Raw genomic sequence first — 15,486 nt, forward strand, 5'->3', positions numbered from 1 at the left:
TCGTCGCCTTCGCCACCTTCATCGCCCTCGTCGCCTTCGTCGCCTTCTTCACCGCTACTGGTGGCGTTCGGGTTGGGGTTCGGGCAAGTTTGAATGACTTCTTCCGCGTCTTCATCCCGGTCCGCCGCAGCGTAGCCAAGGTAAAGGTTGGCACGAACGAGGCATTCGTAGGATTCGGGGTCCTTGACCCCGCCCTCGAAGACCTCTGCCTTCGGGACCGTCTCGAGGGCTTCTTCCAGCTTGGCAATTCCTCGGTTGATCTCGTCCTGGGCGAGAAGGGCTGTTCCTTGACCGAAATCGGGCCGCCACTTATCGAGCGGAGATACTCGTTCGGCTGTCTGGTAATAGTCTTCGGCGGCCTCGTAGTCGCCCCGCTCGTAGGCTTTCGCACCGAACCACATGGATCCGAAGATCAGGCCGGACCAGACGGCGAGGGCAATAATGAACGTGCCGATAACAGCGGTTATGAGGTGATAGGTCTTCATCGGGTCCCCCTCAATAGCGAGACAGCCTTGGGAGTGAGGTACCAGAGTTCCCAGCCGACAAGCGCAATGAGAACGAGACCGACGGGCCATAGAACCGGGTTGAGCGCACCGCGCTCTTCCCGGCCGTCTCCGGCAATCATTTCAAACGGGATGTCGTCGACAAGCTCCCCGGCTCCGCCGGGCGTCGTGCGGTGCACGTATTCAATATCGAGCTGGCTTGCTACCTCTTGGAGGGCTTCCTCGTTGAGTTTGGAGATTCCCGGTTCACCGGTGCTTTGGTCCGTGATGTAGTTGCCGGGCTCTTCCTCCCCGGCAAAGGTGCGGAGCATTGGCGCACCTTCCGCTGTGCCGTAGCCGAAGACATAGCCATCGTCGACATATTCGGCGAGCGACTCGTATTCGACCGGTTCGTCGGCACTGGAGTCCCGATTGTTTGTTGACTCACCGTCGGTGAACAGCAGCATGACACGAACGTTCTGCGGATCGTTCTCGAAGGAGCGGGCAAGTGCCTTCTCAACTTCTTCCACGGGACGGTTAATTGAGGAGCCCTGGGAGTACATGGTTGATTCGCGCCTGGCAGTATCAAGCCAGGAGAGCGCGGCTCGCTCATCGGTTGTCAGCGGAAGCTGCTGGGTGGCAGTCGAAGAGAAGGCAATGATCGAGTACTGGGCTCCCGGGTTCTGCTCGATGATCTCTCTCATGTCGGCTTTGACGCCTTCGAGGCGCTGCTCTTCACCGTTCCAGTCTTCTGCTCCCATGGAGCCGGTCAGGTCCACCACAAAGTAATATTCGGCGTTCGAGATCCGCTCTTCCGTGATGATTGTGGCGGCGGGCGTAAGCCCAATGATTCCCACGCAGGCGACCATGAGGCCGCGGCGCAGCCAGGTGGAGGTTTTGCGGGTCTTGCGCCACGCATCGAAGCAGAGCACCCCGAGTGCCAGCACGAGAAGAATGGTGACCCAGGCGGGCCAGGCGTTCATGAAGCTCATATTCGGTACCGCCACCCCACGACGACGAGGATGCCGATCCCGACGGCTGCAATGATCGGCCACGCACCGGGGGTGTCGACCAGGATGGTGACGGGATCGGATTCGAGGTCTTCAGCCTGCTGGCTTTCGATCTCATCGAGGAGCTGGCTCGCAGCCTCCTCATCGCCAGCCACGAAGTAGTACCCTCCGGCCCCTTCTATTTCGTCTCTCATTTCTTGGGATTCGTAGTTGACCGAGCCGTAGTAGGTTTCGATGTACATTCCGTGGATGACGATGCTTTGCTCCGCCGCCATCTCCACCGCTTCAGACAGGGAGTAGATCTGCACTTCGGGGGTGGACACTTCGTTGTCGGTTGCGAGGATAATCGTCCTCGCCCTCTCTTCTTCCGGCATGTCGAACTGCATGACGCAGTTCGCCAATCCGTCACCGACCAGGGAGGCACCTCCCGTTGATTCGAGGAACGTGCCGGCAGTGAAGTCGTAGAACTCTTGAGGATTTGTGGGGTAGTCGCTATACCCGTCGGTTTCGAGCGCCTCGGCCCCCTCGTTGAGCCTTTCCTTCACCAGGTCATAGTCATCGGTCAGGGGGAACACGACCTGGGAGTTCGAGTTCCAGATAACGAGGGCAACCCGCTCCCCCTGGAATTCGTCAACCATGCTCGCAAACGCCTTCATGACTTCCGAGTCGAAGCCAATAACGGAGCCGGATACATCGAGGCAGAGAACAATGTCGCGGGAGGCCAGCTCCTCAGCACGGGTTTCCACGGTGTGCGGCCGGGCAACCATGACGGCGCTTGAGACGGCCACAGCGGCCAGCAAAACAAAGGACCCGAAGGTGGCGATCCGCAGTTGCCGGATCCGTGCCCGGTAGCGCGGCAGAACCCGCCCCGGCAGAGTGTGGGCAACAAGAACTGCCTCACCGGAGTGACGTTCCCGTTTAAACCATCGGTAGGCGACGATGGCAATGAGGATGAGTGGGATAGCGAGAGCCCAAGGGTTCACCATGCTCCGACCACCGCCTTCGCACGCTCAGTCACCTGATCAATTGTGGTCGTGTCCGCGGTGCCGGGGCCACCGGCGGCTCCCGGTTGATCGACAACACCACCGTTTGCCGCAAGGTCGGCCCCGCTGGTACTGCCACTCTCGCCGGCAGTTTCGCCACCCTCCGCACTGCCGCCGGTGACGCCGTTACCTGCGGTGCTTGGCGCCGCGGGTGAACCACCGAACGACGGCTCTTCCAACACGGAGAGGAGTTCACCAAATTCCGTAAAGCCGCTCATGGCTGTCGCTTCCCGTACGGACATCCACGACATGTCGGAGCCGGTTTTTTCTGTCCCGAAGTCACGCAGGAGCTTCGCGAGGGCAAGGGCATAGACCCGGCTGTCCCCAACGTTCCGATGTTCTTCTCGCAGGTCGTCAATCTTTTTCTGCCAGGTGCGGACCCGGACAGGGGCTCGCTTCTTGGCACCAATCGACGTAATCCGCCATCCCAGCCACATGGCAAGGACAACGAGGAGGGCGAGGGCGGCAACGATGTAGAACGGGGATGCCTCAAACGGGGCAACGAGGTCTTCGACCATGTCGTCAGTCACGGACACCCCTCCTCAGCATGTTGACGAGGGCGGGCACGACCTCGTCGGAGGAGTTCACAACGGTCTGTTTGATGCCGTGTCCGCGTAGCATCCTGTCGGCTTCGTTGATCATGGTTTGTCGGTGGTGACGGAGCATGTCGGCCAGTTCGGGATCTTCGCGGGCATAGGCAGGAATGACGATGCCTCCGTCGACATCGACCATCCGGTCCACGCCTTTCACCGTCATCGGCATGTCTGCGACGCGGACGACGAGGAGTTCGTGGCGGGCACGCACCTTCCGCAGCGTGTCGAGGTCGGCGGATGTGGGCCAGGCTTCGTCGGTAACGAGGACGATGAGGGTGCGGAGCCGGGTGAGGGTGAGGACGCGTTCAAGCAGTCCGCTCACATCGGCGGGTGCCGCGGCTTCTTCGTAGGCGGCGGCTGCCCTGTTGAGGAGGAATTCGAGGTGATCGCGGCCGTGGCGGGCTGGGATTGCCTGGCTGAGTTCAGAGTCGCCCCACACGAGGCCGAGACGGTCGCCCCGAGACGATCCGAGGTAGGCAAGAACGTCCGCCGCCCATATCCCGATGTCACACTTGCGTTCCCCGGACGGCGCTGTTGCCAGCATCTCCACTCCCATGTCCAACACGAGCTGGGTGAAGACGTCCGATTCGCGTTCGAAACGGCGGATAATAGGGTGGCCGGCACGGGCGGATGATTTCCAGTCGATAGATGACACATCATCGCCGGGCCGATATTCGACCTGGTCTTCGAAGTCGATGCCGTGGCCGGTGAACATGGAGGAGTGTTGGCCTTCCGAGTGCCCAACGGCCCGGCGGATCGTGGGCAGGGCAAGCCTGGCCCGCACGAGTGCCATTCGGGACGACGGGTTACCTCGGCGTGCGGTCATGGCGTGGGCACCGCCGCAAACACGTCATCAATAATCGTTTCGGGCGGGATATCTGCCGCGAGCGCATCGTAGGTTCGGATAATCCGGTGGCGGAGGACTGCGTGCCGGAGGGACTTGATGTCGTCGGGAACAACGTAGTTCCGGCCGTTGAGCAACGCGAGTGCCTGACCGACACGCATGAGTGCCAGGGAGCCACGGGGCGAGGCGCCAACCCGGACCTTGTGTCGCAGGTCGGGGATGGGGCGGGGGCCACCGCCTCGGGTCGTGTTGATAAGAGCAACGACGTAGGCCTTGACTGACTCGTCAACGTAGACCCGTCCGGCAGTCTCCTGAAGGAAGAGCACATCCTCGGTGGTGACCGGCTGGGCCGTTGATTTTCCGAAGGCCCGTTCGGCTGTTTTGGTGAGGATCTCGATCTCTTCACCGGGAGTCGGGTACGTGAGGATCTCTTTGAGGAGGAACCTGTCCATCTGCGCTTCAGGAAGAACGTAGGTGCCTTCCTCGTCGACGGGGTTCTGGGTGGCGAGCACCATGAACGGGTCCGGCAACTTATAGATGGTGCCGCCAATCGAAGTCTGGCGTTCCTGCATGGCTTCCAGCATCGCCGACTGGGTTTTGGCGGATGAGCGGTTGATCTCATCGAGGAGCACCATGTTGGCGTGCACGGGACCGAGCTGGGTCGAGAACTTCCCGGTCTCGTACGTGTAAATCTGGGTGCCCACTATGTCGTTCGGCATGAGGTCCGGCGTGCACTGGATACGGGAGAAAGATCCGGAAATTGCTTCCGAAAGAGTCACTGCCGCAGTGGTCTTTGCCAGTCCTGGCACGGATTCCAGGAGGACATGACCCCGTGCCATGAGGGAGACGATCAGAGCCTGATACAGGTCTCGCTGGCCCACGACCGTGGCGGAGAATATGCCCTGGACCCGCCCCAGTGCGTCGCGTGCCCTCGCCATGTCTTCAGTCGGTATCTTGCCATTTGCAACCTGCATGCTGCTCCTATCGCGAGGTCCTCTACACCATCATTTCATCACGCCTCCCAGTGTTAGGACATAATCTGGTGGGGTGACCACTACCCAGCGCCTGCTTAATCCCACGGGAGTTTCCTGGCCCATTGTCGTCGGTATTGCCGCGACAATCATCGCCGGACTCACCACCGGTATCTACGCCGAAGCCCTTCTGGCCGACCCGGGTGCCGTAACCCGGTGGGCCGTTCCGCTTCTCACGTACGGCCGGGATACCGTTGCCGCGCTAACCTTTGGGGCGTTCCTGATCGCCGCCACCGTCTACTCCCCCACCACGGAAATAAGACCGCGCAAGTCCTTCACATACGACGCACCCGAATGGCAGCGGGTCATGAAATTCGGGCGGACAACAGCAATCATCTGGCCGATCCTGGAACTCGCAAACTTCATTGTTACCTACTCTTCGGTCGCCGGGGTACCGCTCTCCGATAACTCGCTTGGCCCGGGCCTGTGGCAGTTCATGACCGAGATCGAGCTCGGCCAGATCATGGCCTGGTCGATCCTGCTTGCCGTTATCGTCTCCATCGTGGCGGCCTTTGCCTCGACCATGGCGGGCTCAGCGTGGACCATGGCGCTTTCGGCCGTTGCCATGGTCCCCATTGCCCTGACCGGCCACGCCTCCGGCGCGGCCTCCCACACTCTTGCCGTGTCCTCGATCTACATCCACCTGCTTGCCATGAGCGCATGGGCCGGTGGCCTCATTGCCTTCCTTGTCACCGCCCCCAGGAGCGGCCGCCTCGCCGCCTACGCATCCCGCTATTCCTCAATCGCGGCGTGGGCACTGGGGCTGACAATCTACTCCGGTTTCCTTGCCGGTTTTATCCGATTCAACAGCCCCGCAGAGCTGTTCACCTCAAGCTATGGCCGGCTCCTACTCGTCAAGGTGCTCGCGACGGGCGTGCTGGCGCTCGCGGGTCTCGCGCACCGCAGGCGCACCCTCGCCACCATCGAAGAGACACCGCGGCCGTTTACGAAGCTTGCCGTCGGCGAAGTGCTCATCATGACCGGGGTTATCGGTGTTGCTGCCGCCCTGTCGAATTCGGCTCCGCCGGTCCCCCAGGACCCGGTTCCCGATCCGACCCCGGCTTTCCTGCTGTCTCAGAACCCAATCCCGCCCTACCCGGAAACCATCAACTACCTGACTCAGTGGCGCATCGAACCCATCCTCGCTTTCGCAGCTGTCGTCGGGATCGTGCAGTACGTGCGCTGGGTCGGGCGCCTCAACGCTCGCGGTGACGAGTGGAGCAACTGGCGGACCTTCTCCTGGATTGCTGGCATGGTCCTGTTCTTCTGGGTAACGAACGGCGGACCGGCAGTGTATGGAGCCGTTCTGTTCTCCGCCCACATGCTCATGCACATGATCCTCGCCATGGTGATCCCGATCCTCCTGGTCCTCGGTGCCCCGGTATCGCTCCTGGCCCGAGCAATCCCCGCCCGCACCGACGGCTCGCGGGGCGGTCGGGAGATCATTCTTGCCGTTGCTCATTCCAAGTACGGAGCTTTCTGGGCACATCCGGTTATTGCTGCCGTGAACTTCGCAGGATCCCTCATCCTGTTCTATTTCACTGACCTGTTCTACCTGTCGCTCACCACCCACGTTGGTCATCTCCTCATGGTCCTGCACTTCACTCTTGCCGGATACATGTTCACGAACGCGCTGATTGGTATCGACCCGGGCCCCACCCGCCCCGCCTATCCGCTTCGCATCCTCCTGCTGTTCGCAACGATGGCATTCCATGCATTCTTTGGCATTGCCGTTATTTCTTCCACGTCGGTTCTCGCAAACGAGTTCTTTGGCTGGCTGGGACTGCCGTGGGGCGTGAATGCTCTCGCCGACCAGGAGGTGGGCGGTGCCATCACGTGGGGCATCGGTGAGTTCCCCACCGTGGCGCTCGCAATCTCGGTGGCGATCATGTGGGCCAAGTCGGAAGACAAGGTCGCGAAGCAGATCGACCGCCGCGCCGACCGGGATGATGATGCTGAGCTGAAGGCCTACAACGAGATGTTGGCGGCCCGAGCAAAGGGTCGCGGATAGCCCGCGTAGCGGCTCGTGAATAATCGTTTCTCGCAACCTGTGCCAGTATTGACCTATCCTTGTTCGGGAAGTTCCGACGATTTGAGTACCTATGAGTGAGAACAACACATCGCACAACCGCGGCATGAGCCCCGGGCTTAAAGCCGTACTCGTTGTCTTGGGCATTATCTTGTCGATTATCATTTTCCTCATCTGGTCCGCCATCATCCGCGGCGGAGCCGACCTGGTGGCAAACGCCGAATCCGCCAGCCCAACCGAGTCAGAGACATCCGGGGCTGACAACACCGAAGAAGAGGCACCGGATCCTCTGGCACAGCCCAGGGCCTCCGTCATTGCGATTGTGGACGCACCCACCTGCGATTCCGCAGAAACCGACACCAACGCTCTCGCTGAGCTCGTGACCGTATCCGAGCAGAACGGTGGCCTCGGGGACGACGATCGTCAGCTCATTGTCGACACGCTCAACAAGATCGACGACTCCTGCCCGAAGGATTTCACTCTCGATGTCGCGAACCGGGTTTCCGGGGCCGGGGTGCCGCTGGCGCTCGCACAGATCTCCGACGAAGCAGATTGGGTAACGAAGGCCCGTCCCGCCCCCGACGGTGCTCGACCGCTCACCGACTTCAATACGGACAGCCTCAATATCCACTGCACGATGGATTCCACCCAGGCTACCTGCTCGATCTACACGTACACGTTCCCGTCGGTTCCCGAATCCTGCGAAACGTACACGCAGACGTACACGGTCGGCGAAGCGAGCGACACGAACGAACTCTGTTCTTGGCGCATCCAGTCCTCTAACGACCGGAACGCCAACGCCGTCTACGCGAACGACACCTTTGCCTGCGAAGTAACGGGCGGCGGAAGCACTGTCGAATGCTGGTCCCAGCTGTCCGGCAAGGGCTTCACGGTGAACCGCAACAGCGGCACCACCTTCTAAACCCCACGCTGCGCACGTTTCCCATCCGGGCACGCCATTTCGATCCCCGCGCTGCATTACTCCGATCCCGGCGCTAGATTCCACTCCCCGCGGCACCCTGGGTTCCAGTAGAGCGCGAGTGCCGCACAGGACAATCTAACGTCCCATATCTTCACGGTTTAGTCCGTGATAATAGGGGCATGGCATCTCGAGGTTGGGTACCGAACTATCACGGCGCGTGGGCAATGATTATTGTTCCGCCGTTTGTAGGGACGATCCTGTCTTCGTTCCACCCCCACCATCTCCTATTGCTCGCCGTGTGGTGGATCGGGTACTTTGCTTTCTTCTCAACCGGCCAATGGCTCCGGTCCCGCAGGAAGGTCCGCTACCGCAAGCCGGTCATCGTCTACGGCGCCCTCACCTGCCTCGCCGGCATCCCCCTCGCCTTCCTCGTTCCCGAGCTGATCATCTGGGTTCCCGTGTTCCTGCCCCTGATCATCATCACGGCATGGCAGTCGATCCAGCGGAAGGACCGTTCCCTTCTAAACGACGCGGTGACGGTCGTAGCCGCCGGGCTGCTCACTCCCGTGGCCTTCCACCTGGCAACCCTGCTTGGAACCGTTCCTCAGGGCAGGCACGGATGGGAGGCGTGGGACTGGATGTGGCTGGCCACCGCCTCAATCACCGCCTATTTCGTCGGCACTGCGTTCTACGTGAAGACAAACATCCGCGAGCGCGGCAACGAGGGCTTCTTCTGGCTTGCCGTCGGCTACCACGCGGTCTTCGCCACTGCCGCCACAGTCTTCGCATTCATGGGGGTCTTCCCCGTCCTCCACGCTGTCATCTGGTGGGCGCTGACCGCCCGCACATACGCAGTGTCAACCTATTCAGCCAAGATCGGGCGCCGCGTCTCCGTTAAAGCCATTGGCATCTGGGAAATCATCACCACGGTCGCGGTGACCGGCTCACTCCTGATGTAAATCCCTTCTCACGAGGCTTCTTACCGTCGCTGTATGCCGAACTCTTCTTGGGCGAAATGGTGAGCTCATTGGCACGGGCCGATCGGGAGGCGTGGTTCCAGCTATCGCAGGCTTTTCGCATACTCCGCTGCAGCCGCAATGATCCGGTCGTTGGCTTCAGGGGTGCCGATGCTGACGCGCACTCCGTCACCAACAAAGGCGCGAACAACGATTCTGTGGCGTTCTGCGGCCGCCAGGAACGGTTCCACGTTAGTCATCTCGAACCACATGAAGTTGGCCTGCGAGCGCGGAATGGCGAATCCCAGATCCGCCAGTTCGGCGATGACGCGTTCCCGTTCGGCAACGACATCATCCGTTCGGGCCACAACCTTGTCCGTTGCATCGAGGGCGGCGATAGCTGCCCTTTGGGCGAGGGCGTTCACTGCGAAGGGGGTTCCGACCGTGCGGAGGGTTTCCGCTGTGGCGGGGTGCGCGAGTGCGTAGCCGACCCGCAGTCCGGCCAGCGAGTACGCCTTGGAGAAGGTGCGCAGAACAATGAGATTGGCGTGCTTTGCAAGGAGTTCGTCGGAACGGACCCTGTCTTCCATGCGAGCAAAGTGAATGTAAGCCTCGTCGAGTATCACCGGGATGCTCTCGTCGATGCGGTCGAGGAAGCGTGCGAGATCCGCGTGGGTGACGGCTGTTCCCGTCGGGTTGTTCGGGGAGCACACGATGATTGCAGCGGTTTTGTCCGTCACTGCCTCCGCCATCGCATCCAGGTCATGCTCGCCAAGATCGGTGACGGGAACCTTGATAGTCAACGCCGCGGCGAGGGCCGTAGCGATGGGATAGGACTCGAAGGACCGCCACGCACACACCACTTCATCACCGGGCTCGCAGGCAGCATCGAGGATCTTTTCAATCATATTGACGGAGCCGTTGGAGACGGCCACCCAGTCACTGTCGACACCGTGGAACTTAGCAACCCGCTGGCGCAGGTTCACTGCCATCATGTCCGGATACTCCTGCAGTGAACCAACACCTTCGGTAATCGCGGCCTGGATCGACGGTAGCGGCTCGAACGGCATTTCGTTCGACGACAGCTTGATAATCGCAGGGTCGGTCGAGGGTTTTCCGGCCACGTAAGAGGGCAGGTTCGCAAGGTCTTCACGGAAAAGGCTCATATCCTCATCATGCACCTTCCGAGTAGGGTTGTGCCCATGAAGTTCATTGTGCGCACACTCGTGACCGCCCTGGCACTGTGGCTGACGAGCCTTCTCTTGGACGGGATTACTGCCCCGGCCGCTCAGTCAGATGGTCAGCTCGCCCTCTATTTCATTGGTGCGGGAGCAATCTTCGTTGCCGTTACGGCAATCATTCGGCCAGTCCTGATCGTCCTGTCCATCCCCTTCTACATCCTCACCCTCGGCCTGTGGCACCTGGTCATCAACGCGGGAATACTTCTCCTGTCCAGCTGGTTGGCCCGACAGTTCGGGTGGGGTCTGACCGTTGATTCCTTCTGGTGGGCCGTCGGCGGCGGCCTTGTCATCGCCATCATCCTCATCGTGATCGACATGTTCCTGCCGAAGGAGTACCGCAAGTAGTGTCTGTTTACGTCAAGAGAGGCACCTCCAGGCAGATCGCCTTCGAAGCAGCGGGACTCCAGGACCTGAGAGCATGTGGGGCTAGAGTCGCCGAGCTCGCCCAGGTCGATGACACCTCGCTTGCCACCGTCACCATCCAAGAAACATCCCCCACCCAGCAGGCCGCCTACGAGTTCGGGACGATGCTTGCAGGCCTGCACGAGAACGGCTCCGACCGCGTGTTTGGGCAGGCCCCTCCGGGCTTTGATCTCGCCGAGCACGGCGAGGGAACCATGGGGCAGGAGCGCCTCCCACTTGTCTCCCCAGGGGCACAGCCCCGGGCCTGGGGCGTGTTCTATGCGGAAGACCGGATCCTGCCCTATTTGGGCTCCGCCGTTTCCAACGGCTCAATAGACACGGACGGAGCACAGGCAATCGAAGCCCTTGCGGAACGTCTCCGGGACGGAGCATTCGACACTGACGATCGGCCGGCGGTCCTCCACGGCGACCTGTGGTCCGGCAACGTCCTCTGGTCGGCAGATGGTGGGGTTCTCATCGACCCCGCCTCCCACGCCGGCCACTGCGAGTCGGACCTTGCCCAGCTCACCGTGTTTGGCGCTCCCCACTGGGACGACATCACCGCAGGATATGAATCGGTGAGGGAACTATCGGAGGGATGGAACGAACGGATTGGGCTACACCAGCTCCACATCCTGATCGTCCACGCCTCGCTCTTCGGCGGCAGCTACGGCAGACAGACGGTGCGAACAGCCCAGAACTATCTCTAGTTCCGAGCTGTTCGCGTTGCTCTTACCGGAACATAGCTTGCCAGGCAGTCGCTCGAAGATGCACTAGATCAGCGACGGAGCAATCTGCTCCTTCACCTTCTTGCGCAGCACCTTGCCAAGCATCGACTTCGGCATGTCCTTCATGACCGTAATGCGGCGGGGCACCTTGTAGCGGGCCAGGTACTGGCGGCAGAACTCCCGGATCTCCTCAGCATCAAGCGTGTGCCCCGGGGCAACAACAACGGCCGCCACAACCTCTTCACCGGAATCCTTCTCAATTCCCACAACCGCGGCCTCCTCAATCGCCGGGTGGCGCTGTAGAACCTGCTCCACCTCGGACGGGGAAACATTGAATCCACCCGTAATGATCAGTTCCTTCACCCGGTCAACGATTGTGGCAAAGCCGTCCTCCTCAACGGTGACAATGTCACCCGTACGCAGCCAGCCACCCGGTAGCAGAGTCTTGGTCGTTTCTTCTTCGTTCTCCCAATAGCCCGAGAACACCTGCGGGCCCCTAAGGAGCAACTCGCCTTCCTCACCTTGAGCAACCTCAATCGAGGGATCCTCAATGTCAACGACCTTCATGTACGTCGACGGGAAGGGAACACCGATCGTGCCGGTGCGGCGCGACTCGTGGAAGGGATTACCCAGGGCAACGGGCGATGCCTCAGTCATGCCATACCCCTCAACAAGCAGCCCGCCCGACAGGGCCTCCCACTCCTCCACAATGTCGTCGGTGAGCTTCATGGCTCCCGAAATGCAGTACTTCGCTGCCGACAGCGAGATGTTGCGCTCGCGGGCACGCTCGGCAGTCTTCTTGTAGATCGGGGGAACCGCGCAGTAAATCGTCGGAGGATACTTCTTCACCTCGTCAAGAACCATGTCGGGGTTGAACTGGGGGAAGATCACGAGATTCGCCTGTTTCATAATCCCAAACGTCAAATAAAGGGTCATACCAAAGGCGTGGAACATGGGGAGCAGCGCGTAAGCATTTCCCTTCCGCTCTTCCGCTCCCAGCATCCATGCCGCACCCTGGCGAGCATTCGCGTAGAGGTTAAGGTGCGTCAGCATCGCACCCTTCGATGAGCCCGTCGTACCAGACGTGTACTGAATAACCGCGGTGTCATCAACGGTCGGCTTCGGGTAGTCCGAAGCAATTGCAGGCGCCTTCACAAGTGTCGACCACGGCGTGGTGCCCGTCGTTTTCGTGGTCAGCGCACCCTTCTTTTCTTTCAACGACTTGATCGGAAGGTTCAGCGCGAGACGCTTGACGGTTGGGAACTCATCAAGCATGTTGACGGCAATGATCGTGTCGATACCGAATTCGGGACCGGAAATCTTCTCCACCGACTTATCCCAGGCGATCGCCACCTTTGCTCGGTGGTCCTGGAACTGGGCAAGTAGTTCACGGGAGGTGTAGAGCGGATTGTGTTCCACCACAATCGCCCCGATCCTCATCGCCGCATAAAAAGCCACGACGTGTTGCGGGCAGTTGGGCAGCACAATGGCAATGCGGTCACCCGGCTTCACACCCAGCTTACGCAGGCCCTCGGCGACCGCGGCCACCTGCTCACCGAGCTTGCGATACGTTGTTTGCTTCCCAAAGAACGTCATGGCCGGGGAGTCGCCTCCCCCGGCAACAGCCGTCTCAAAAAGCTCAACGAGCGAGTCCGTCGGGGTCTCGATCTGTTCGGGAACTCCCGGCTGGTAGTTCTTCGTCCAAGGGGTATGGCTCTGTGTCATACTTTCATCTTCGTCCAATTCATGGCGCCATTGCTAGATCATTCCACGCGGAAAACATCACCGTTCCAATTAACGACAGTTTTCAAAACATCCGTCTTGGACGATCTGCACCTTTCACCAAGAACGGCCCTTATTCACGCCTAATCAGTGCCAATTCGCGCTCACTATGCGCTTGCTACCTGCCGGTAGATCGCGCCACAAAGGTGGGATCATCACGACCGAGCACTCCCCGGACGGTTAGCATGGCTGTCATGAGCACTCTCAGCCCGCTTGATGGTCGATACGCATCCTACGTTTCCCCACTCGTCGATCACCTGTCAGAGGACGCCCTGAACCGGGCCCGTGTCACGGTCGAAGTCGAATGGCTCATTTACCTTGTCGACACGGGGATCCTGCCCGGCGAGTTCACGCCCGAGGAGCGGGACGAGATGCGAAGCATCGAGGTCGATCCCAAGGAGCTCGGCGAGATCGAGGCGGAAACCCGCCACGACGTGAAGGCTGTCGAGTACTACCTGCGTAAGCGCGTAAAGTACCCCGATATCGTTCATATTCTCTGCACGTCGGAGGACATCAACAACCTCGCGTATGCCCTCACCATCAAGGATGCTGTCGAGAAGGTCTGGCTCCCGGCGGCCCGTCGCCTTGTCAACAACATTTCGGTTCTGGCCCGCGAGCAGAGGGACCAGCCGATGCTCTCCCGCACCCATGGACAGACCGCCACCCCGACAACCCTGGGTAAGGAAATGTCGGTGTTTGCGTGGCGTCTGTCCCGCCAGCTCCAGCGGATCCGCGACACCGAATACCTCGGTAAGATCAACGGCGCCACCGGCACCTACGGTGCGCACGTGGCGGCCCTGCCCGAGACAGACTGGCCCTCCCACTCGCGGTCCTTCGTCGAATCGCTCGGTCTGAGCTGGAATCCGCTCACCACCCAGATCGAATCGCACGACTGGCAGGCCGAGCTCTACTCCGACATTGCTCGCTTCAACCGGATCCTTCACAACTTTGCGACCGACGTGTGGACCTATATTTCCCTCGGCTACTTCCACCAGAACCTGGCAGCCCAGGGTTCAACCGGTTCGTCAACCATGCCGCACAAGGTCAACCCGATCCGCTTCGAGAACGCCGAAGCGAACCTGGAAATATCCTCGGCCCTGCTCGACACTCTCGGATCCACGCTCGTTACCTCGCGCCTGCAGCGGGACCTCACGGACTCCTCAACTCAGCGCAATATTGGTGTGGCCTTCGGCCACTCTCTCCTCGCCATCGACAATGTCACCCGCGGCCTTGCTGGCCTGGACGTTGATGCGAATGCCCTTGCTCGTGACCTCGACGCCTCATGGGAGGTTCTTGGTGAACCAATCCAGCAGGCCATGCGAGTCGCTTCCATCAAGGGCGCAACCGGCATGGACAATCCGTACGAGCGACTCAAGGACCTGACCCGCGGTCAGCAGGTCACCGAAGAGATCATGCGTGACTTCATTAAGTCCCTCGGCATCCCCGCCGATGTGGAGGCCCGCCTGCTGGAGCTGACCCCCGCAACCTACACGGGACTGGCCAGCCAGCTCGTTACCTACCTGGGAGAATAATGGATCAAGAGCTCACCGGAATTGCCGGGTGGGCGGTGGACGTCATGGAGTCGCTCGGCGGCTTCGGCGCCTTCCTCCTGATCGGCCTAGAGAACCTCTTCCCACCACTACCCTCAGAAATCATCCTGCCGCTCGCAGGTTTCACTGCGTCCCTTGGCACCCTCGGCATGGTCGAAATGATCGTCTGGTGCACCGCGGGATCCGTCACCGGCGCCTGGCTGCTCTACGGAGTTGGCTACGCCCTTGGCCGCGACCGTACCCGTGCCATTATGGGGGCCCTTCCCCTGGTCAATATCAGCGATATCGACAAGACCGAGGCCTGGTTCCGCAAGCACGGCACGTGGACCGTGCTCCTGGGCCGCATGATCCCGATCTTCCGTTCCCTGATCTCGATCCCCGCGGGCGTCACGAAGATGAAGCTACCGATCTTCACGGCCCTCACCCTCGTTGGCTCCCTGATCTGGAACACCGTCCTCATTTCCCTTGGCTATGTCCTTGGTGAGAACTGGACCAGGGTTGAAGGTTGGGTTGGGATCTTCTCCCGGATCGTTCTCGTCGCCGTCATCGTCTTCGTCATCTGGTGGATTGGCCACCGCATATATACGACAAGGAAGAACCGCAGGGACGACACTGATCAGGTGGCAGGCACCGATCAATCGGACGTCACCGATCAGAAGACGGGCGGAGCCCCGGCAACGGACACGGCCCAGAGCTCTGGCGCTAACTCCGCCGGGTCAACGACAGCAGGTGCTTCCGAGAACCCGCACCCAGAGACCAAAGCAGAAGAGTCGGCTTCCCACGCAGACGGTCACTCTGGCGCCACAGACTCACGTCAGCAGAACAGTACCGAACCCGATCCGCCTACCACCGAACCTGAAGAACACGCCTAGC

15 protein-coding genes are annotated in these 15,486 nt (G+C 60.7%); 7 read left to right on the plus strand and 8 right to left on the minus strand.

Features of this window, described 5'->3' with window-relative positions:
• The 6 genes from ACTHUY_RS11050 to ACTHUY_RS11075 all read right to left on the minus strand — a co-directional run.
• Positions 1-485 (minus strand): tetratricopeptide repeat protein (locus tag ACTHUY_RS11050; RefSeq protein WP_441653973.1); only part of this gene is annotated, 485 nt, incomplete at its 3' end.
• The gene (locus ACTHUY_RS11055; RefSeq protein ID WP_441678857.1) at positions 482-1,465 is read right to left on the minus strand and encodes a vWA domain-containing protein; all 984 of its coding nucleotides are present in this window, start codon (positions 1,463-1,465) and stop codon (positions 482-484) included. The genes ACTHUY_RS11055 and ACTHUY_RS11050, both read right to left, overlap by 4 nt.
• 5 nt (positions 1,466-1,470) lie before the next feature.
• Positions 1,471-2,478: a vWA domain-containing protein gene (locus tag ACTHUY_RS11060; protein WP_126704265.1), complete on the minus strand. Its 1,008-nt coding sequence runs from the start codon at positions 2,476-2,478 to the stop codon at positions 1,471-1,473.
• Complete coding sequence (locus ACTHUY_RS11065) at positions 2,472-3,065, minus strand: hypothetical protein (RefSeq protein ID WP_441678859.1); 594 nt, start codon at positions 3,063-3,065, stop codon at positions 2,472-2,474. Before ACTHUY_RS11065 ends, ACTHUY_RS11060 begins: the two co-directional genes overlap by 7 nt.
• Entirely contained in the window at positions 3,058-3,954 is an 897-nt protein-coding gene (locus ACTHUY_RS11070) for a DUF58 domain-containing protein (protein WP_126704267.1), read from the minus strand. The genes ACTHUY_RS11065 and ACTHUY_RS11070 overlap by 8 nt, the downstream gene beginning before the upstream one ends.
• Positions 3,951-4,946, minus strand: a complete 996-nt coding sequence (locus ACTHUY_RS11075) for an AAA family ATPase (protein ID WP_441678861.1) — start codon at positions 4,944-4,946, stop codon at positions 3,951-3,953. Before ACTHUY_RS11075 ends, ACTHUY_RS11070 begins: the two co-directional genes overlap by 4 nt.
• 73 nt (positions 4,947-5,019) lie before the next feature.
• Here ACTHUY_RS11075 and ACTHUY_RS11080 point away from each other — a divergent pair, with 73 nt between their 5' ends.
• The 3 genes from ACTHUY_RS11080 (at position 5,020) to ACTHUY_RS11090 (ending at position 8,913) form a co-directional block, all read left to right on the plus strand.
• Positions 5,020-7,014 carry a cytochrome c oxidase assembly protein gene (locus ACTHUY_RS11080; protein ID WP_441678863.1) on the plus strand — a complete coding sequence of 665 codons (1,995 nt, stop codon included), beginning with the start codon at positions 5,020-5,022 and terminating at the stop codon, positions 7,012-7,014.
• A gap of 91 nt (positions 7,015-7,105) precedes the next feature.
• A complete protein-coding gene (locus ACTHUY_RS11085) occupies positions 7,106-7,954 on the plus strand; it encodes a hypothetical protein (protein WP_441678864.1) in 849 nt (282 codons plus the stop codon).
• 179 nt (positions 7,955-8,133) lie between these two features.
• Positions 8,134-8,913: a YwiC-like family protein gene (locus tag ACTHUY_RS11090; RefSeq protein ID WP_441678866.1), complete on the plus strand. Its 780-nt coding sequence runs from the start codon at positions 8,134-8,136 to the stop codon at positions 8,911-8,913.
• Between the two features lie 101 nt (positions 8,914-9,014).
• Here ACTHUY_RS11090 and hisC read toward each other — a convergent pair whose 3' ends face one another.
• Positions 9,015-10,076, minus strand: a complete 1,062-nt coding sequence (hisC, locus tag ACTHUY_RS11095; protein ID WP_441678868.1) for a histidinol-phosphate transaminase — start codon at positions 10,074-10,076, stop codon at positions 9,015-9,017.
• Between the two features lie 36 nt (positions 10,077-10,112).
• Here hisC and ACTHUY_RS11100 point away from each other — a divergent pair, with 36 nt between their 5' ends.
• Entirely contained in the window at positions 10,113-10,496 is a 384-nt protein-coding gene (locus ACTHUY_RS11100) for a phage holin family protein (RefSeq protein ID WP_164719919.1), read from the plus strand.
• Positions 10,496-11,263: a fructosamine kinase family protein gene (locus ACTHUY_RS11105; RefSeq protein ID WP_441678870.1), complete on the plus strand. Its 768-nt coding sequence runs from the start codon at positions 10,496-10,498 to the stop codon at positions 11,261-11,263. The genes ACTHUY_RS11100 and ACTHUY_RS11105 overlap by 1 nt, the downstream gene beginning before the upstream one ends.
• A gap of 63 nt (positions 11,264-11,326) precedes the next feature.
• Here the strand turns inward: ACTHUY_RS11105 and ACTHUY_RS11110 are convergent, their stop codons facing one another.
• Entirely contained in the window at positions 11,327-13,006 is a 1,680-nt protein-coding gene (locus ACTHUY_RS11110; protein ID WP_441678872.1) for a long-chain-fatty-acid--CoA ligase, read from the minus strand.
• A gap of 251 nt (positions 13,007-13,257) precedes the next feature.
• Here ACTHUY_RS11110 and purB point away from each other — a divergent pair, with 251 nt between their 5' ends.
• Both purB and ACTHUY_RS11120 read left to right on the plus strand, forming a co-directional pair.
• Positions 13,258-14,595 (plus strand): adenylosuccinate lyase, encoded by a 1,338-nt coding sequence (gene purB, locus ACTHUY_RS11115; RefSeq protein ID WP_441678874.1) that lies wholly within the window; start codon positions 13,258-13,260, stop codon positions 14,593-14,595.
• A complete protein-coding gene (locus ACTHUY_RS11120; RefSeq protein ID WP_441678876.1) occupies positions 14,595-15,485 on the plus strand; it encodes a VTT domain-containing protein in 891 nt (296 codons plus the stop codon). Before purB ends, ACTHUY_RS11120 begins: the two co-directional genes overlap by 1 nt.
• The last annotated feature ends 1 nt before the right edge of the window (position 15,486 follow it).

Origin of the sequence: Flaviflexus sp. (genome assembly GCF_052087705.1) — a bacterium.
Lineage (GTDB): Bacteria > Actinomycetota > Actinomycetes > Actinomycetales > Actinomycetaceae > Flaviflexus > Flaviflexus ciconiae.